This window comes from Pseudoalteromonas sp. '520P1 No. 423', assembly GCF_001269985.1.
Classification (GTDB): domain Bacteria; phylum Pseudomonadota; class Gammaproteobacteria; order Enterobacterales; family Alteromonadaceae; genus Pseudoalteromonas.
This window is the reverse complement of sequence record NZ_BBZB01000002.1, coordinates 425,166-445,014: the sequence shown is the minus strand read 5'-3', so window position 1 is coordinate 445,014 and position 19,849 is coordinate 425,166. Positions and strand designations below refer to the sequence as shown.

The following is a 19,849-nucleotide window of genomic DNA, read 5'->3' as shown; positions in this document are numbered from 1 at the left end:
CAGCTCTGTTATATCCATCTTTACTCTCCAAGTACCGTTTGATTGCCAGGTTAACCTCATATATAAAGTCGCTATCAGGCAACTTATTGACAACTCTAATTAAATTAGAGATATAGGTTTAACTTGCCGACTGTCCTTGATATTAATTGCTTTCATTTTTCGATACAGACTATAAGAGCATCCAAGTAGTTCAATCCACACTTTATCTGGAATGTTATCTGTATTTGGAAATATCATTTCCAAATTGATTCCTTTAACTTTCCAGTAGTTGATGTTGTTAGAAAAATCTTCGTTTTTCATATTTACCTTACTGTGGTTGAACAAAAACACCTACACCTAATCTGGTGCAAATATATCATAGAAAACCCCTTCCCTGGATGAAACAACCGAGTAAGTTCCATTTTTTCACCACAATAGGCGCGTGACAGAGGATTTCGCCCCGCCACTTATTCAAAAAAATCTGCGTATCTCAATCGGTTTACATAACTTACCATCGCATCAACCAAATCTACAGCAATACGGGCTATCACTTCATACCATTTTTTAAAACTCGCTGTTGCCTGTAATCCGTAATACTTTACTCGCTGAAAACCTTTCGGTAGTATATGATGTACCATTCGGCCTATGAATGCCTCAACATCTAAGCATTCATATTGAATTGCTTTCGTGCGATGTGACTTGTAGTAATATGTTACTTGCCCATTATCATAAGCCGTTATCCTTGAGACCCCTATCGGTGGGGAAGCGAGGTATTTAGTTAAGTACCGTAATAAACCTTTATAATGTTTTGTTGGCACTTTCTTATTATTACCCAGATGGGCGGAAAAAACCTTAGGGTGATCACGCCATAGCTTATCAACCAACCCATTAAGCTCACCAAATTCGGTATTGATAAAGTTGAGCAGCTGTTTTTGCCATAATAATCGTAATGGTACGTAATCTAAAAAAGTAAATTGAAGCCATTGCGATTTATTACCATTAAATCCACCTTCACCCAAAATAATATGTAAGTGTGGATTATAGCAACCATTTCTTGCGTGCGTATGAATAAAGACAATCGTAGCGATTTTTAACGACTTACAGCCAAATTTAGTGTGTATTATCTCCTCTAAACATTGCTGCGCTAACATCATGAATTGTGAATATAAACGGCTCTATTGGGGATGATTATAGAATTTAGTTCTTAGCTGTGCAGGTAAGGTTAAGACAACTTGTCGATAACTCACACCAGGAAGTAAACGTACTGCTATTTTCGTCATACTTTCTCGTGCGTAGCACTTACCACACTGTGGGCAGACTTTCCCTTTACAACTGAAATGAACTTTATGTTGTCCCTGACCACATGATAGACATTCGAAAACTGCAAACCCTGTCGCTTCACTACCACAATCAAGCATCTTTGTTATTTCACGTTGATAATACGCACAATTGTAACGAGCATGTTTAGCCACAAAAGCTGACCAGTGATCACTAAAGATAGCTTTAAATCGTTTGAGTTTATTTTTTATTCCTTTGAAGTTCATCGCACACACAACTTTCGTTCAATCTATTAATTAGGACTATAAATCATCTATTAATAAATTTATACAGGCCTTATAGATAGTGGCTTCCAAGATGAATTTCCTAGGTATAATTAAAATCCTATCGTGAAGTTGGAATAAGTGACAGTGAAATACTCAAACACGCCGTATTTAAACAAAGTGGCCGTCCCAAACTAAATCAGCAACCCGATAGCTATGAATATCAAATAACAGGGCTGTTATATTGGTCGTTAAAAAATCGGGAGCAGCGATTGCAGGAAAAAGGCATGTTTATGTTAGCAACCAATGACTTGAGTGAAACACTAACGATGGAGAAAATGCTTAGCCTTTATAAATCACAACAAAGTGTAGAAAAGGGCTTTAGACTCCTAAAGAGTCCTGACTTTTTAACCGCGTCTCTTTATTTGAAAAAGCCAGAAAGGATTGAAGCACTACTGATGCTTAATGGTTTATGCCGCATTGGAGCATAAGCTCAGAAGAGAGTTAAAGGCTCAGTCGGTATATTTTACCAACTTAAAATACAAACCGTGCTAAAATCCAACTGCTCGATAGGTGTTCTTTTGTTTTCAAGGTATTGATGTATTAACAATCATTGGCGAGCAACAATTAGTCCTCAATGTGGAGGAGAGGAACAGTATTATCATTAATTGCATGGGCAGCATCAATCAAGAAATTTATTCCTAAAAATGCTGCGGAATGTCGGATATAGGCTCTATTCCACACGCATTTTCAGCAAACTCGCCTAAAGACAAGTTGATTTTTGGAACATGTAACCCTTCAAGTACAGTAGTTAGGTTTTTAAATTTACCGTTTGAATTAAGAGCTAAACTTAGTGTTTGATTTATAGTTAAATCACTAAATATTTTTAATACTTCTCTTTTGTTAAAGTTAGCAAGTTTGCTGCCATTTATTTCTAGTATTGTATCTTTAACTTTAACTCCGAGCCTATCGGCTACACTTCCTGAATCGACTTGTGTTACATCATAGCCATTTTTATTATTATTTAATTCGAATAGTAATCCAAAGTTAATATAATCTTTTTTATCTAATAATAACAAACAATTAAAATCATTTATTTTGTTCCCTTTTGCCTTTTCATTGTTAGCAATGGCTAAAAGAGTCGCTGCTATTTCTTGCTCTAACTCTTTGAGTAATACTTTAGATTCTTATGTATAACTTTCAGGTTGAGCAGTAGTTGTAAATGCCAATAAACTAAAGCTTAAAAAACAAATTAATTTAATATATTTCATAGTGAACTCCTCTTATTAATTATTGATACATTCATCTGTTTCAGTGCGCCAATTTACGATTTTACGTGTTCCATTTATTATTTTCTCCGCTACGAAGTAACGTTTATTAGGTTGTATATCGATTTCAATTGGTGCCAGTTTTTCAAATACAGCATCACCATTAAAAATAGATCGCGCAAAATCGATTTGATGCTTTCCTGCTGACAATTTTGCTGTATTCAATTCATATGACACTCCACGATTGTCGATTCGCCTAAAACTAAAGGCTCCAAAGCTACCCATTGATGAAGGAGGCCTAATATGTACAGTTACTCTGCCACAGGAATTTTCTGGATAATGTTGATTGGCAACATTATCCAATCGAGCTCCTACATTAAAAAAAACTCTTGGCACATCAATAACAGATAACTTAGGAGATATAGTTTTAAAATCATTTCCAGATTTAATACCTAAGGTGAGATTCTGATCTGCTTTCAATTTATATAAAACATTTAAGATTTCACTGGTTGGTAGCTTTTCAACTGCAATTTGATTTATTTCAGTAATATAATCATGTACTTTAATCCCTTGCTCCTCAGCTTCACTGCCTGGCGTCACTGAAATCACTTCATAACCCAATCCAGAGTTATATGGACCAATTACCAAACCTAAATTAAAATGCTGATTTGCAGGCAATGATAAATTATAGCTAAAATCATGCATTTTCTTACCCGCATTAACTTCATTTTCAGAGACATAAAGTAAAGTATGTATAATTTTTCGCTGTAGATTTTTTAATAATACTTTTGAATCTTGGGTATAGTTTTGAGCTAATGCATTATTAAATGTAAACATTATTAAGCATATAAATAATGTTGTAAATTTTGTTACATTCATTTGAATTCCTTATGTTTAAATCGTTAAATTTGTACTTCGGCTTCTAAAGGTGTTTCTGCTATTTTATTTTTGATGATCTCAAGCCGCCTTTGCCATAACTTAGACACTTCTTCTGCAGGCAGTTGATTCATATAAGTTTGTTGAATTGATGAGTCTAAAATACTTAACTGAGAGCTCACTAAACTTAAATCAACTTGTTTAGAATCAAGCGCTAAATTCGTTTTAAATAACTCTTGCTGCAACCAATTATTTTGCTCTATTAACTGGGTAATTTGCTGATTAGAGTCAATTGTTATCTCTTCGGAATCTTTTATTTGAGGTACCAATAATACTAATAAAATAGAGGCTGCTAATGCTAAGCTACTCAACTTCCATCTATGCATACGCTTTTTATTCAATTCTAACTGTATTTTATTCTGTGAAACTTGGTGCTTAAGTCGTAAATTTTGCCAGCTTTTATTTGGCATACTCAATTGAGGCATATTCTGTAACTGTGCTTTCATTCCTTTTAGATTTTCAAGTCTGCTAGAGCACAATTCACAGCTATTAACATGACGACTTTGTTCACCAGTAGGTTCAAGTAATTGATCATCATTTAAATGCATTATATTTCTCCTGCTCTTTAACTTGTTTCTGTAAATTTTTTTATGCACGACTCAAGGTCACTTTTGAATAGCTTTCAGATTTACCATATAAGCCCGCTATTTCTTTATGGGTATAACCTTCTACTTCATGCAAAAGCAAAACAGCACGGCTTTCAGTTGATAGATTTTTTAATCATTCATCTAAATCCTGGCAAATAATTAGCCAATTAAAATCAAATAAATCTTTTGAAGCAGGTTCTTCAACCTCATCTTGAACGACTAATCGTAAAATGCTTTGTGATTTAACACGATTAATAGTTTCATTCACCACAAGTCTTCTGATCCACCCTGCAAATGAGCCTTCATTTTTAAAGTTACCAATTTTATTTATTACTTTTATAAAAGCTTCTTGCACGATATCTTGTGCTAACGCTTGATCTTGGCTTATTCTAAAAGCCAAACTGAAACACGCATCTGCATAAGTAAGATAAACCGTTTCTAAGGCCACCATATCCCCATTGATAGCCTTATCAATTACGGCTTGAGGTAGCTGTTTTTGAAATCCTATTTTCGACATTTATTATTCTTTTTATGATCCGTTACTAATAAAGACATTTGAAAATTAAAAAGGGTTACAAAATTATTTATTTGTTTTAAATTTTAATTTTTTGTTAAGGGGAAGTGTTTATAACATACTTAAGGGATTTATAAGATTAAGTAAAACAATAATTTACTGAGTAACGAAGCATACAAACAATACACTTCGTTATTATATTTGATTTAGCGTGGCTTTTAAGTTGCTAAAATAGCAATCAAACTTTTTGTCATGGGAATAGCTGATGCAGGATTTTTCCCTGTGATCAAACCGCCATCAACTACTACATGAGGCTCGTTTTTTTGGCTGAACTATAGGCACCACCCAACGGCTTAATTTTATCATCAAGAAGAATTACAACTGTTTTAATACTAATTATAATCACACTGATTGCGGCTTTTTATTTTAATGGCTCAAATCAAATACAAACCAAACAAATAAAACCTTTTACGAGAGATTTAGGTGATGAACTAAACCCGGCCGTATCTCCTGATTTATCTTTACTAGCTTGCACAAAAGAAGCGTTCGGATCAAAAATAGGCTAAAACAGTTCCTGGATGGGCATTTCTACTTGAGATGTTCTAATTGATTGATGAACGACCACTCTTTGTGCTGGTGTCATAGATAAAAGTGCTGAAGTTATTTGGTTAAGTTTTAGAGTGAATTATTTTGTCTTCATTGTCTTTACCTTCAATGCATTATGAGCACTGATAAGTATAGACAACAATTAGCTACAACAGAGCCATTTTTTAATAACATGTTATTTGTTCTTTTGGATACTGATTTTTCCAAAAACTCAATAAGTAAACTTAACTTAATCATAATTAATCAAAAAGATTTATGTTTTTATTTGTTTTATATTATTGATATTAAATCACTATATTTTAAATTTTTTTATTTTCACAACTTTTCACTTCAATTCAAGACCACTCACCTTGTTTGCGTTACAAAAAAGTTAAGCAGGCGTTAATACATAATTATTTAGTTTAAATTGGTTATTAAAAATATCTATAAAGCTGAATGATTAGGAATCTATTAACAACTAATAAAGCGTTTGCCTAACTGTTTTTTAAACACGCTTTTTAAACACCAAGGGGAATCAAAATGTCAAAGTTAAAAATGAGTAAGCTACATTTAGCGATCAGTGCAGGGTTATTAAGTTCAGGGTTAGGAATTGCGCCTATGGCTTTAGCACAAGAATCAAAAGTAAAAGCAGATGAAGTAGAAGTAATTGAAGTAAAAGGGATCAGAGGCAGCGTTGTAAAATCTATCAATACAAAACGCTATGCAACTTCAGTTGTTGATGCTGTTACCGCTGAAGATATTGGTAAATTTCCTGATCAAAATGTCGCGGAATCATTACAACGTATCACTGGCGTTTCTATTTCTCGTAACTTTGGTGAAGGTGAACGAATTAGTATTCGTGGCACAACAGAAAGTCAAAACCGTACATTATTAAATGGCCAAGCTGTTGGTTCTGCAGATTGGTGGACAAACTCTGCGGCTAGTCGTGGTTTTAACTACACTATGTTGCCTTCGGAAATCGTATCTGGCCTTGAAGTATATAAATCACCAGAAGCTGATATTGATGAAGGTTCAATTGGTGGTACGGTAATAGTACGTACACGAAAACCACTCGATTTAGAGGCTAACAAAATTGCGGGTTCCGTACTTGCGCAATACAGTGAAGTATCAGGTGAAACCGATCCGCAACTTTCTGGTATGTATAGCTGGAAAAATGATGAAGAAACTATCGGTGCGTTAATCTCTGTTGTGCGACAACAGCGTAACCTGCGTCGTGATGGTATTGAATCATGGAGTTGGGCGAAACGTGATATTAAAATGGCTGATGGCACTGTGCATGAAGATGTATATAGCTCTGGCGGTGGTGGTTCTGCTATGTTTTTACAAGAACGTGTTCGCACAGGTTTAAACTTTACCCTGCAATACCGCCCGACTGATGCATTAGATATTACATTTAATGCGTTAGATTCTGCTTTAGAAGCCAATAACGAAAACCAAAACTTCTTATGGCTCCCTGGTTACGGTGGTTCTGAATATACAGATATTACTTTAACTGAGCACAGTAAAGTGGGCACTATGGCCACAGCTGGTACATTTGGTTTATCTCCTGATGGCAATAATATTCTTGATGAAACAAAAGTACGTAACTCAAAATTAAAAACACAATCTTATGACTTAAAAGTAGAGCACGAAGGTGAAGTGTGGAATTCGAGTATTCACTTAGGTTATACCAAAGGTAGCGGCGGTTCATCGGAAGACAGAAGTGTTGGTTGGGAAGGTAATTATGTTCATAGCTATGATATTTCATCTACTGAAGATATCAAAACGAGCTATGGTGCTGATCCTGCTGATGGCAAAAATTGGGACTTAGGTTTCTTACGTTACGATAGTAATGATGCAAAAGATGATGAAGGTTACGTACAGTTAGATTTTGATCGTGCGATTGATGTATCTGTATTTAGTAACATTAAATTTGGTGTTAAATATCGTGACCATTCTCGTTTTAATACCAAACACACAACAGATGCTAAAACAGATTTAAACTGGAGTTTAGATGATTATTCTCTTGGAATACCATCTGATTATCAAAGTAGCATAGGCTCAAATGGTACGTTAAAAGATTATGCAATTACTGATTCTGATAAAGTACGCCGCGAAGGTGATGCACTAGATTGGGATTATCGCGTACTAAAAGCCAGTACGTTTGATATTAATGAAAAAATTACAGCGGGTTATGCAAAAGCGACAATCGACGTTGAAGGCATGCGCGGTAATATAGGTGTTCGTTTAGTGCAAACACAACAATCATCAGGTGCATATGAAGGCGCTTCTGGTAGTGAGGTTTGGGTTGTAAAAGATAAAGACTACTTTGATGTATTACCAAGCATTAACTTAGCAATCGATTTAGATGATGATTTAGTTTTAAGGCTTGCAGCTGCACGTGTTATGTCTCGACCTGATTATAACTCTATGACCGCATCAACATCATATAACCTTGAAACTCAAACCGGTACAGGTGGTAACTCTGATATTGACCCATATCGTGCAACACAGTTTGATGCCGGTGTTGAATGGTACTTTAGCGAGGCTGGCATTTTCTCTGCAGCGTTTTTCCATAAAGATATTCAATCATTTATTGACCGCCCTGCTGCTTTTGAAATCCATGAAGGCGTAGAAGTACGTATTAGCCGACCTGTAAATGGTAAAGGCGGTACTATTCAAGGTTTAGAGCTTGGTTTTCAACAAGAACTTTATCAAGGGTTTGGTGTATCGGCTAATTATACATTCGTAGATGGAGAAGCTAAAAATTCAGCTGGTGAAGATATCACTATCCCTGGTAACTCAGAGCATACTGTTAACTTAAGCTCTTATTATGAAAATGAAACGCTAAGCGGTCGTATTTCTTACAACTACCGCAGTGGCTATGATTCTGGTTTTGATTGGCCTGGTTACATTGATGCTTATGGTCAAGTTGATGCCAATATTACTTATAACGTGAACGAAAACCTTGCTGTTGTTTTAGAGGCGATTAACTTAACGAATGAGCATACATTTAGCTACCAAGCAAAAGGTGTAGAGCAAGCTTTAACAGGTGTATATGCTGATGGTCGCAGATATGTAGCAGGTGTTCGTTTTAACTTTTAAATTTTTTATAAGAATTTAGTCTATTTATCGGTAGTCTGAGCCTCCCCTGAAGTAAACAAAGGCTCAATCAACTTGCTAACACAGGCATTTAGACTAATAACAGTTGTATTATGTAAATTCTCGCTGAGTGGGGATTTAATTACTACAACTGGTATCACCATGGAAGGTCATCTCTTGTTTCCCGCAAGAGGCAAGCAGCTAGTTTATAACTAGCTGCTTTTTTAGTTTTTGGTAATAATATCAATACCAATAAATACATGATTAATCTAAAATGCACAGGTTTATGGCCTATATTCCATAGAATCATTCAGTTACAATGGAATTTAATTATTTTAAATATAAGGTAGTATGCGTCAGGTGAATTTCAGAATTTTGCTATTAATGAGTTGGTTGGCACTGTTTTCAAACAGTATCAAAGCTGATTTATTATCAGCAACTGTCAATTATCATCAAGCAAACTACAGTTTGGCATTTGAACAGTTTGAACAACTGGCAAAATTAGGTAACAAAGACGCTATTTATAATATTGCGGTGATGTATTTACATGGCCAAGGTGTTGATAAAAGTATAATAAAAGCCCACTCATGGTTTTTACTTGCCGCTGATTATGGTTTAGCAGATGCAGGTGAACATGCCGCTCTAATCGCTTCACAAGTCGCAGATAAAAAAGCACTTGAATCAGATTATAAAGCACTGACAAAAGTACATTCATATAAAGTGTTTTTTAAGCAGTTACTACCCATTTTTGATGAGGCACAAAAAAGTCAACAGGCACCCATTAGAGAATATACAGTTGATGCACAATACCCCGAACAAGCTTATGAAAAAGGTTTGGAAGGCTGGGTTTGGCTTGAATTTGATATTGACGTTAGCGGCGCTGTAAAAGATATAGAAATATTAGACTCTTATCCTAACAATACTTTTAATCGCGCGATAACAAATGCTGTACGCCGCTGGCAATATAAACCTTTTATAGAAAATGGTGAAGCTAAAACCTTTTATAACCGTTCTTTGTTATATCATTTCACAACCTATAAAGGTAAACGGTATAAGCAAAGCTTTGCTAAACAACAAAAGCAATATCAGAAAAAAATAAACAAACTGATAGAGCAAGCTGAGCAAGGTAATTCATTAGTACAATATTACATTGCCAATTGGTTAAGTGCAGATGAACATAACGCCACGCGTTTGTTAAAATATCATTGGCATCAAGATAATGCGGGCTCAGATCTGTTGTTAAAATCAGCGAGCAATGGTTTTGCTAATTCTCAATATAGATTGGGTGCTAACTTATTAAATGGTGAACAAACTCAGCAAGATCGTAAAAAAGGCCTTAATTGGATTTTACTTGCTGCGCAAAGTGGTTTTGCACCTGCGCAATATAGGTTAGGTCGTGAATTACTTAATCGTCAACATATTGAATATGATGAAATAAAAGCTATTGGTTGGTTAAATACAGCCAGTGAACAAGGGTACTTTAGAGCGATTAGAGATTTAACAACTTTATACTTAGACAAACAAAATACTTCACAAGAAGTGGTTTCTTTAATAGAGCAAGGTTTAGAAATAGACGATTCGCACCCTGAAGTTTTATTAAATTCTGCAAAATTATCGTTACTCAAAAAAGATCTAAAATCAGCAAAAAAAATCGCGTTATCAGCCCTTAATGCTGCTCAATCAAAAGGTTTTTCTACCGTTAAAGTTCAGCAATTTATAACTAAACTAAATAAGTCTTAACTTGTTCTCTTAATTATACTTTTAATTCTGAGTTTTACAGCACGCCAGTGAGTTTTTGGTATTTTTGGCGATTTTGATAATAAGTATTGTAATTGTTGCTTAGTTGGTTGTACTTCCCCTCCATGGGCTAAAATGATGCTATCAGGTTTTAAGTCTATTATTTTATATAATGAGTCTCTGTATCTATTTGGGTAAAATACAGGAAAAGGTGGTATAAAGTGCTCTTTTACCGTCACCATTAAGTCTGCGACGTAAATTTTATTTGTTGGCACGTGATGTAGCGAGATATCTCTATCTGTATGACCTTGTGTTGAAATACAAATCCAATCCTCAAAATTAGGTAAAACTTGCCCATCATCGAGTTTGTAGTCTGGATTTAATTTACTTGGATACCACACTTTACTCGCGGGCTTATTTAAACGCTTAGCAACCCATTTAGCTAATAACATATCTGTTAAATGCATTAACTTACCATCAAACCCCTGATACCATTGACCATCAACATTAGATGCGGCAATGGAACAGCCTGTTAAATCTCTCAGTTTATGAGCAGCACCTGCATGATCTGGATGCATATGAGTCACAACAACGAGTTTTAAATCGCTAAATGAGCGTTGTAATGTTTGCGTTATAAAGGTTTTTAAAACAGGTATATCAGCTCTGCTACAACCATCTAATAATAAAAGTTTTTCAGGATATTCAGCTAAATAAATAGATTGAATATAGCCTTCCATTCTATGTAGTTTCATTTTGACACAGACGCATGAGCGCAATTAATCACGTAATAATATTGATTATGCATCAACTGGTCTGACCTTCAAAGGTTTAATCTGATATGTACAATTTAGTTCCAAAATATCACTGTATCTTAATCCAAATTTATTCAAATTATTTTCTAAGCGACTTGAATCATTCGGTGATATTTTCAAGTACGGCAAACGTAAAATAAATATCTGTCTGCTGATTTCATGCTTTTTGGATCATCTTGAAGAAATCGATTGTAACAGTACAATAAAAGAGAATGTTTTAAAGGTTAGATATTTTTAAATTTGATCATAATTAGAGCAGGAGAACTATTTGAAGAGTTCCTGTCATACCATGAGGGTGATTATTTAGTTATGGCCTTGCCACAACAGGGACCTCAAGATCATTCTTATTTAGCTAAATGATTAGAAAAGCAATTTCCAAAAGAAGAGTATATCTTACTAGCAGAGTCGTTTTCGGGGGACATAGTTCTAGAGTTACTAAAGCAAGATCTCACTAATATGAAAGGTGTTATATTTGTAGCTAGCTTTATATAGCTAAATCAAAATAATATGAAATAATACTTTGATGACTTATAGTATCGATTTTCGCCGACACGTATTGGCTTAAAAAGAAAGTTATAACCTCACATTTGAAAACACCAGTGAGCACTGCGCTATCAGCTTCAGAACATTATTTCGCTGGCATCACGACAATAAGAGCATTATTCATCCTTCACCTCATCAAGCATACGAATTATGGCAAAGAAAAACAAGAAATTTCTAGCTTACCATTAGGCTATCAAGATGGTGTATATTCTCCTACTGATGATGTTTATTATTTTATAGCCGATCATAGCTCTCAAGTAATGCGATTCAAAAACTTTAATGAGCCACCGACTTCAGGTCACAGCTACAGGCCTTATTTGTCAATCATCAACAATTGAAAATACGTTAGTTCATTACTCATTTAAAGAAAAAACGAGTAAGATTTGGCAAGAATCACCAAAAAAGTCGATTTTGATGTCAATAATAACGGTATTATTTATACAAAAATGACGGGCTCCGTTGCTAACATAATGCGAACAATTAGTTTATAAAAAGGAGTCCTTATGGTCATCATAAAAGAAGCAACAGTAGCCGATATTGATACCTTATACAGTTTGATTATCGCTATTGCAGAGCATCATCAACAAGCCCAGTATGTGCTAACAAGTAAAACTGAATTAGAACAAGTTGGGTTCAGTGAAAACTCCTCATTTGGCGCACTATTGGCAGAAGTTAATGGTGAAATAGCAGGATATTTTTCTTATACATGGAATTATTCAATTTGGTTAGGTGCTACCAATATGAATATAGACGATGTTTTTGTTTGGAATAAATTTCGCGGCCAAAAAGTAGGTGAAGCCTTAATGCTTAAAACTAAAGAGGTTTGGATAAAAAATGGCGCATCTCGCATTCGTTGGGAAGTTGAGCAAGATAATCACAGAGCGATTAAATTCTACCAAAATTTGGGTGCTCAACTAGATATCAAAGGACTGTTTCGCTGGAATTTAAATGAATAAAATCTAGTTTACTGTATTACAAAAATCGGGGTTTTCATCCCGATAAATCAATTTTATAAAATTGCTTTTTTAAAGTTATATACATTAAGCTTTCGAGCAGAATCTCCCACAATTTTACACTGATAACTTAATAATAGCTTCTGAGCTTGGCGTCTTTCACCTTGCTCAATTAGTTTAGTATAAGTTTTTTGGCATTGATTAAAGTCTGCTTTTAGCTTATTTTCATTTGAGATGTACTCTTCTTTTAGTTGCTTTATTTGATTTTTAGCTGCGACCATAGCCAAACCACAATACACTTGGTCAAAATTTTTGCCCGTACACGCTTTATCTCTAAATACTTCCAGTTCTGGGCCTTTATATTTTTTTTGTAACGCCACTATTTCACTTGCCTGTTTTGCTTCAAAAGAATCATTATATGCTTTACATCTTGCTCTTATATTTATAGAAGCGACAGGCACATTTTTACATTGTTTTTTAATCGTCAAATAATTTAAATATGGTAAGTCTTTCAATAAAAGCAGCTGTGCGGCATATTCATTATCAAACTTTTTTTGATTAATTTGTTCTAATCTTTTAGCTACTAATTTTTCTTTTATCTTATGGTCTTGTTCAATGCGCTGCTTATATGCCTTATATACTTTAATTGCGGCAATACATTCATAATTTTCAGAAATCTCATCAGCTTTCGCATGATCTTTTATTGATAGGGCATTATTTAGGGAAAGATTACAACTGTGAGACTTAAGTTCAGCCTCATTAATATGTGCTTTATAATAGTCATCATGGCTTTCTAAACATCCATTTAAAAACACACACGAACAAATAACAAAAATCCATTTTGTATTCATATCTTAATCCTTTAATTTTTTGAGTGTATACTCCAATGTATATGGATTGACTATACTTAATTTTCAAATAAGGTACAATATCTATCACTATGTTATTCATAAAAATTATTTATACCCTACCTATTTAATGAATGATTTTTATATATGCAAAATCTAATTGTTCTGTTCAAAAGCCCAAAGACTGAACAACTATTACCCTTTTCTATTTATACTTCCCCTAAAGAGCAATGCTTATTAAGTTCATTGATTCAGCATCCCGACTTTTCCGGTGCAGCTTATGCTAAAGCGATGATGCATCATTTACCCAAGTACAACGCTTCATCGTCTTAACACAGTTACATCAGGTTCTAGAAAAGTAGCTTTAACTTGGATAGAAAGTCATATTCCGCTTTCATCACAACGTGAAATATTATGTGATTTAGACTCTGCACGAAAAGAGATAATGAAGCTAAATGGAAAAACGGATGCATTTGATAAAATCACTAAGACCCATGCTAACTTATTAAGACAATGGACGGTTACTTAACCGAATAAAACTCATTACAAATTCAATATTTAAAATTCGCAAAAATTAATAAAAAACCCTAAACATGTGTTTAGGGTTTTAGTGTGATCAAAAATTATATTACTATGCTCGTACAATTTTAAGTACACTTTAATTACGCAATTCTTATTCCATGATTAAAAAACCGTCAGCCGCTTTGCAAACAAAAATTGAAGCTTCTAAATTAAAGTTTTGAGTATAATTATCTTCAACAGCTTGTTTAATGAGTTTTATATCAACGTCACGGCATAAACACACAATTGCACCGCCAAAGCCACCACCTGTCATACGTACTGCGCCACGACTTTGTAAAGCCCCTTTACATATTTCAACTAAACCATCTGTCGCTGGCACTGTTACTTCAAAATCATGTTTTAAAGAATGGTGAGATGCTGCCATCAGCGCGCATAAACTTGCCATATCGTTGTTTTTTAGTGCCTCTGTCGCTTTTATTACTCGGCTATTTTCACTAATAACATGGTGTGCACGCTTATATTCATTGCTAGTTAAATCAGATTTAGCAACATTAAGCATTTCAATAGTACCATGGCGTAATGTTTTGATACCCAACTTTTTAGCTGCTTGCTCGCAATCTATTCGGCGCTGGTTATATTCACTATCAACGAGTTTTCTTGGATAATTAGAATTGATAATTACTAAATTTAAATCTTCAGGGATCGAAACTGATTTTGTTGCTAAAGATTCACAATCAATCAGTAATGCGTTATTTTTTTGACCTTTTGCTGATATGAGTTGATCCATGATACCGCACTGGCAGTCCATAAAGTCATTTTCAGCTTGCTGACCAAATAACGCTAACCCTTGCTTAGATAAACCAAGATCACTTACATGATTAAATGCACCGCCTACTGCAACTTCTAGTGCTGCTGACGAAGATAACCCCGCGCCTTGCGGTACATTACTTTCAATTAATAAATTCATGCCTTTGAGTTTTTTACCACTGCGCTTTAATACAAAAGCAACTGCACGAATATAATTGCCCCACTGTGAATCACCTTGCGTAATTTCATCAGCTAAATTAAAGCTGTCTTGTTCATTTGGATATTGAAACGAATGTACTACAACGAGGTCATCGTCTCTTTGAGCAAAGCCAACTTGGGTAGTAAATTCCAATGCACATGGCAAAACATAACCATCATTATAATCTGTAAATTCACCAATTAAATTGACTCTACCAGGCGAGCTAGCAATGCCAGTTGGTTCACAGTCAAAAATGGCTTTAAATCCTTTAGATAAAGCATCAAGGTTCATTTTATTTTCCTAGTTTATAATGTGTTGTACTGGCTGAGCGTAATATTTTAGCTGCAGTTTCTGCACTAAGATCTCTTTGGCTTTCAGCTAACATTTCGTATCCCACCATATGTTTTTTTACAGATTCAGAACGTAAAAGAGGTGGATAAAAATGAGCATGTAATCGCCAATGACTGTCATCATCTAAATTTGAGGGTGCATTATGCCAGCCCATAGAATATGGAAAGCTACAGTTGAATACATTGTCATAACGAGTCGTTAGCGCTTTTAAAGCCAAAGAAAGTGATAACTTATGCGCCTGTGTTAATTGACCAAAATGTCGAACATCCTCTTTAGCTATCAATAGTGTTTCAAATGGCCAGGCAGCCCAAAAAGGCACAACAACGAGCCAATGTTCATTTTCAAGAACCATTCTTGATTGATTCTCAATTTCTCGCGTTACATAGTCATCTAATAAATTTGTGCCATGCCGCTTTTGATAAGTTAATTGGTTTGTATCTTCTAATAAAACTTCTGTAGATAAATGATCATGAGCCCAAATTTGACCATGAGGATGAGGCTGAGAGCATCCCATAACAGCGCCTTTATTTTCAAAAATGTGTACACAGTTGTATGTACTAGCAAGCTCAATATAATTGCTTTGCCACGTATTAATGACAGCGTCTATTTCAGCTGTCGATAATTCAGGTAAAGACTTATTATGTTTAGGTGAAAAACATACAACACGACATTCACCATTGGCAATATTAGCCTTAAATAATGGATCATTATTTGCTAAATTTTGTGTTTGTATTTGCTCATTTACTAACGCGCCAAAATCATTAATAAATACAAAAGTATTTTTATAATCAGGATTAGATTCATTATTAGCTCTATTATTACCAGGACATAATGGGCATGTTGCATCATGCTCAGGTAAATCATAATTTGAAGTGCTTTCGGTTGCGCCAAGCCAAGGTCGGTTATTTCTATGTGGAGACACTAACACCCAATCTCCCGTCAATGGATTTTGACGTCTATGGGTAAACTCTAAATTATTCATACTATTTCTCCAGACCCTAAGCATGTGACTTCATCACTTATAATTATTTGTATTATAAATATGATTTAAAATTTGTATACAAAATAATGCCTGGAAAGTATTTTAATTACATTACGTAATAATAGGTTTAGGCGAAATATTCATCCAAATATGCATTTCCTCTTGAGGAGATAGAGATTTAATGCCGGTATTTTTATCACCTGCTTCTGCCATATTAATCGCATCAGTACAGTGTGATACTGGCTCTATACATACAAAACCAGTTTTATCTGGGCTATATACAACCAAAAAGTCACAGTTATTTGATGTAGTGATATCAGCTTTTGCTTGCCATTCTGGCCAGTAAATTGAAGCCTGATAAGGGAAGTTAATGAATACATTATCAAGTACCGCATCATTAATTATATGTCCTTGTTTATCTTTAAAAGCCTCTGGTGCATTGGTAATGTGTGTTGGCATACACTCATTATCAACTGCCCACATTTGGGATATATTTGTATGTAACGTGCACTTTTGTGTTCGAGTAAAAAAGGGATGAAAACCTAAACCTGCGGGCATTTTCTCAGCTGATAAATTAGTTAAAGTCATCGACATTTTTAATGTCGTATCTATCAGTTTAAAACTTTGTCTTGCAAGATAACTAAATGGCCAAGCATCCGCTTTATGTTTATACTCTATCCTTACTTCACTCCCACTGTTTGATATTACTTGCCACGAGGTTTGCCAACCATGACCATGAATAACATGTTTTTCAGGTAAGTGATTTAAAGGGAGCTTTATCTGTTTATCTTGCCAATCAAATTGTCCATTTTTAATCCGATTTGAAAAAGGCACTAAAGCAAAGCTTGCACTATCATGTATAGAATTTGCATCATCGGCGTTTCGAAAAACATCACGTAACGTGCCATTGATCATTGCTGAGTAATGTAAAATACACCCACCCATATTTGGATCAATAATTAACTTTGCAACTTCATTTTGTAACGTGATACAGCTCATCTGTTAACCTTAGTTTCATTATTTAATACAAATTGATTTTCAGCTAAGCCTTTTATGCCATTCAATTGATAAATAAATACATGGCCAGCTTTATCATCTTGTTTCAGTTGTGATTTATTTAACCCTTGTTTTGCACTTGTTATAAATAACAGATCCATATTTGGTCCACCAATTGCCACACATGAGGGCTGTGATACATCCATTTTAAGAACCCAATCTATTTCACCATCAGGCTGATAACGTACTATTTGACTGCCTGCCCACTGGACATTCAAAAGGTAACCTGCTTAATCAATACATGAACCATCAGGGAAACACCCTTCATCGGTAATGGCAAATCGCTTTTTATTGCTCAGCTGAGCCGTTTTAATATCAAAATCCTATTGATAAATTTCTCGCGTTGGAGAGTCTGTATGATACATAGTTTTGCCATCAGGACTGAAACATAAACCATTTGAAACAGTAATATTACTAAGCAATTCAGTACATTGTTTATGACTGTTACAAAAATCATCATAACAATATAATTTTGCTGTTGGCGCTGTTTCTTTTTCATTCATTGTGCCGGCCCAAAACCGCCCTTGGCGGTCAATGCGGCCATCGTTAAATCTATTAACTTTAATTGTAGTAATTAATTCTGCTGTTATTTTATTGTTCATTCAGTCATTCTCGAAACATTTTAAGTTGATAATATAGTTATTAAAGTGACGTTTATACCATTTACATTAATTACCTGATCACTCAGTAAGAATGGCTATTAATTTAAATCTCAATAAAAAAGCCTGTAAACACTTACAACTATCGGTTAATAACTACCATAAATTGCAATGATTACAGGCTTATAAAAATCATTTATTTATTGGAATGGGTATCACCACCAAGTGGTATAAAAACCTACCAATATTAAACACACCGCAGCTGTTGAAATGCTAAAACTCTTTGAAGTACCAAAGCTAATACCTTTTAAATCCACAGCATTTTCATGATTGCCTTTGTTTTCGACTAAAGACACCACAACGGCAAGTAACATACATAAAATAAACACTAAACCGACTCGATCCATAAATGGTAATTCAGGCCACAACATCTTTAAAGCAAATGATAAAACAGCAGAGCCTAACGCAGCAGCAAGCCCGCCATTTGCCGTTGTTTTCTTCCAAAACATGCCTAAAATAAATAAAACGACGATACCAGGTGTGAAGAAACCTGTAAATTCTTGTATATACTGGAATGCTTGATCAAACTGACCTAATAGCGGTTTTGCAACTAACATCGCTACGATTAAAGCTGTAAAGCTTACGATTCGGCCCACTTTTACATAATGGACTTCACTACGTGGATTCTTATCATTTTTGTATAAATCCATAGTAAAAATAGTCGCGATACTATTTGTCATGGATGCTAAAGATGAGACAATTGCAGCGATTAATGCAGCAAATACTAAACCTTTTAGTCCTGATGGCATTAAATTCATTAGTTCAGGATAAGCCTGATCTGGCTTGCCTAAATCTGGTAGCAATAACACAGCAGCAATACCTGGTAATACAACTATAATTGGCATTAATAACTTTAAGAATGCAGCAAACGAAATACCTTTTTGACCTTCACGCAAATCTTTCGCCGCTAAAGTACGTTGAATAATATATTGATTAAAACCCCAGTAAGATAAGTTCATGATCCACATACCACCTACCAATACTGAAATACCTGGCAAATCAGCATAATGCTCACTTTGGGGCGATAAAATCATATCAAACTTTTCAGGTGCTTTATCCATTAATACGTTAAAACCTTGGATAAGCCCTTGACCTTGACCTATTAAATCAAGTGCCATATAAGATAAAAACAAGCCGCCAAACACCAATAATACCACTTGAATAATATCAGTGAATGCAACCGCTTTTAAGCCGCCATATAAAGAGTAAGCAATTGAAAAAAAAGCTAAAAATATCATGCCATACATCATATCGATACCTGTGATGGTATTAAGTGCAAGCGCGCCTAACCACAATATTGCGGTTAAATTTACAAACACATACACTCCCAGCCAAAAAATCGCCATGATAGTGCGTACGCGACTATCAAACCTTTGCTCCAAAAATTGCGGCATAGTATAAATTTTTCGTTCTAAAAAAATCGGCAAAAAATATTTACCAACGATCATCAAGGTTATTGCAGCCATCCATTCATAAGATGCGATTGCCAATCCTATTTTATAACCTGAACCCGACATACCGATTATTTGTTCAGCAGAAATATTAGCTGCGATCAAAGATGCACCTATCGCCCACCAAGGTAAGCTATTTCCAGCTAAAAAATAATCATTAGCATTTTTTTCATGCCCTGCTTTTTCTCGTGATACGTAATATGCAATGCCGATTAAGGCAATGACGTAAAACACAAAGACTGATATGTCTAGTGTCGATAAAGTCATAACTTACCTCATATTGTTTTAGTTATAGTGCTTGAACTGAATAACGATTTAATAAATTTTAAAACGCGTCATCCATCTCAATAGATTTTTGTATGATATATATTATTATCTTATTAATTAAAATAAAACCAATATTTTATACAATCTACA

At 34.7% G+C, this 19,849-nt stretch carries 17 protein-coding genes and 3 pseudogenes; 6 read left to right on the top strand and 14 right to left on the bottom strand.

Annotated elements, in window-relative coordinates:
- Positions 1-446 precede the first annotated feature (446 nt).
- Together PSA_RS20620 and PSA_RS20615 are read right to left on the bottom strand one after the other, a co-directional pair.
- Positions 447-1,130: a transposase gene (locus PSA_RS20620; RefSeq protein WP_193216491.1), complete on the bottom strand. Its 684-nt coding sequence runs from the start codon at positions 1,128-1,130 to the stop codon at positions 447-449.
- Positions 1,131-1,154: 24 nt separating this feature from the next.
- Positions 1,155-1,523 carry a transposase zinc-binding domain-containing protein gene (locus PSA_RS20615; protein WP_042143727.1) on the bottom strand — a complete coding sequence of 123 codons (369 nt, stop codon included), beginning with the start codon at positions 1,521-1,523 and terminating at the stop codon, positions 1,155-1,157.
- 110 nt (positions 1,524-1,633) lie between these two features.
- Here PSA_RS20615 and PSA_RS25470 point away from each other — a divergent pair.
- Positions 1,634-2,225: pseudogene (locus PSA_RS25470) on the top strand (IS1634 family transposase); the annotation flags it as partial.
- Here PSA_RS25470 and PSA_RS20605 read toward each other — a convergent pair.
- The 5 genes and pseudogenes from PSA_RS20605 to PSA_RS20590 all read right to left on the bottom strand — a co-directional run bounded on the left by PSA_RS20605 (position 2,222) and on the right by PSA_RS20590 (position 4,828).
- A complete protein-coding gene (locus tag PSA_RS20605; RefSeq protein WP_042143756.1) occupies positions 2,222-2,599 on the bottom strand; it encodes a PDZ domain-containing protein in 378 nt (125 codons plus the stop codon). The pseudogene PSA_RS25470 and the gene PSA_RS20605 overlap by 4 nt on opposite strands.
- A gap of 207 nt (positions 2,600-2,806) precedes the next feature.
- Complete coding sequence (locus PSA_RS20600) at positions 2,807-3,667, bottom strand: PDZ domain-containing protein (RefSeq protein ID WP_042143759.1); 861 nt, start codon at positions 3,665-3,667, stop codon at positions 2,807-2,809.
- A 23-nt stretch (positions 3,668-3,690) separates the two neighbouring features.
- Positions 3,691-4,272, bottom strand: a complete 582-nt coding sequence (locus tag PSA_RS20595; RefSeq protein WP_042143760.1) for a hypothetical protein — start codon at positions 4,270-4,272, stop codon at positions 3,691-3,693.
- 40 nt (positions 4,273-4,312) lie between these two features.
- A pseudogene (locus PSA_RS27360) lies at positions 4,313-4,432 on the bottom strand (RNA polymerase sigma factor); the annotation flags it as partial.
- A gap of 12 nt (positions 4,433-4,444) precedes the next feature.
- Positions 4,445-4,828: an RNA polymerase sigma factor gene (locus PSA_RS20590; protein ID WP_042143762.1), complete on the bottom strand. Its 384-nt coding sequence runs from the start codon at positions 4,826-4,828 to the stop codon at positions 4,445-4,447.
- A 1,122-nt stretch (positions 4,829-5,950) separates the two neighbouring features.
- Here PSA_RS20590 and PSA_RS20585 point away from each other — a divergent pair.
- Together PSA_RS20585 and PSA_RS20580 are read left to right on the top strand one after the other, a co-directional pair.
- On the top strand, positions 5,951-8,515 hold the full coding sequence (locus tag PSA_RS20585) for a TonB-dependent receptor (protein WP_042143764.1): 2,565 nt from the start codon (positions 5,951-5,953) through the stop codon (positions 8,513-8,515).
- Between the two features lie 357 nt (positions 8,516-8,872).
- Positions 8,873-10,252 carry a TonB family protein gene (locus PSA_RS20580; protein ID WP_231665454.1) on the top strand — a complete coding sequence of 460 codons (1,380 nt, stop codon included), beginning with the start codon at positions 8,873-8,875 and terminating at the stop codon, positions 10,250-10,252.
- Here PSA_RS20580 and PSA_RS20575 read toward each other — a convergent pair.
- Positions 10,249-11,001, bottom strand: a complete 753-nt coding sequence (locus PSA_RS20575) for an MBL fold metallo-hydrolase (RefSeq protein ID WP_042143768.1) — start codon at positions 10,999-11,001, stop codon at positions 10,249-10,251. The two genes, PSA_RS20580 and PSA_RS20575, sit on opposite strands and share 4 nt — an antisense overlap.
- A 659-nt stretch (positions 11,002-11,660) precedes the next feature.
- On the opposite strand from PSA_RS20575, the gene PSA_RS20570 reads away from it, so the two are divergent.
- Positions 11,661-11,942, top strand: coding sequence for a hypothetical protein (locus tag PSA_RS20570; RefSeq protein WP_127924074.1), 282 nt, complete (start codon positions 11,661-11,663; stop codon positions 11,940-11,942).
- Between the two features lie 165 nt (positions 11,943-12,107).
- The gene (locus PSA_RS20565) at positions 12,108-12,560 is read left to right on the top strand and encodes a GNAT family N-acetyltransferase (RefSeq protein ID WP_042143773.1); all 453 of its coding nucleotides are present in this window, start codon (positions 12,108-12,110) and stop codon (positions 12,558-12,560) included.
- Positions 12,561-12,613: 53 nt separating this feature from the next.
- Here the strand turns inward: PSA_RS20565 and PSA_RS20560 are convergent, their stop codons facing one another.
- A complete protein-coding gene (locus PSA_RS20560; RefSeq protein WP_042143776.1) occupies positions 12,614-13,408 on the bottom strand; it encodes a hypothetical protein in 795 nt (264 codons plus the stop codon).
- Between the two features lie 295 nt (positions 13,409-13,703).
- On the opposite strand from PSA_RS20560, the gene PSA_RS27355 reads away from it, so the two are divergent.
- A complete protein-coding gene (locus tag PSA_RS27355; protein ID WP_193216493.1) occupies positions 13,704-13,934 on the top strand; it encodes a hypothetical protein in 231 nt (76 codons plus the stop codon).
- A gap of 144 nt (positions 13,935-14,078) precedes the next feature.
- Here the strand turns inward: PSA_RS27355 and galK are convergent, their stop codons facing one another.
- The 5 genes and pseudogenes from galK to PSA_RS20530 form a co-directional block, all read right to left on the bottom strand.
- Entirely contained in the window at positions 14,079-15,224 is a 1,146-nt protein-coding gene (gene galK / locus PSA_RS20555; RefSeq protein WP_042143778.1) for a galactokinase, read from the bottom strand.
- Between the two features lies 1 nt (position 15,225).
- Positions 15,226-16,266, bottom strand: coding sequence for a UDP-glucose--hexose-1-phosphate uridylyltransferase (locus PSA_RS20550; RefSeq protein ID WP_042143780.1), 1,041 nt, complete (start codon positions 16,264-16,266; stop codon positions 15,226-15,228).
- 111 nt (positions 16,267-16,377) lie between these two features.
- Positions 16,378-17,265, bottom strand: coding sequence for an aldose 1-epimerase (locus PSA_RS20545; protein WP_042143782.1), 888 nt, complete (start codon positions 17,263-17,265; stop codon positions 16,378-16,380).
- Positions 17,262-17,924 (bottom strand): annotated as a pseudogene (locus tag PSA_RS26605) (SMP-30/gluconolactonase/LRE family protein). Before PSA_RS26605 ends, PSA_RS20545 begins: the two are co-directional and overlap by 4 nt.
- Positions 17,925-18,136: 212 nt before the next feature.
- Positions 18,137-19,699 carry a sodium/sugar symporter gene (locus tag PSA_RS20530; RefSeq protein ID WP_042143785.1) on the bottom strand — a complete coding sequence of 521 codons (1,563 nt, stop codon included), beginning with the start codon at positions 19,697-19,699 and terminating at the stop codon, positions 18,137-18,139.
- Positions 19,700-19,849 lie beyond the last annotated feature (150 nt).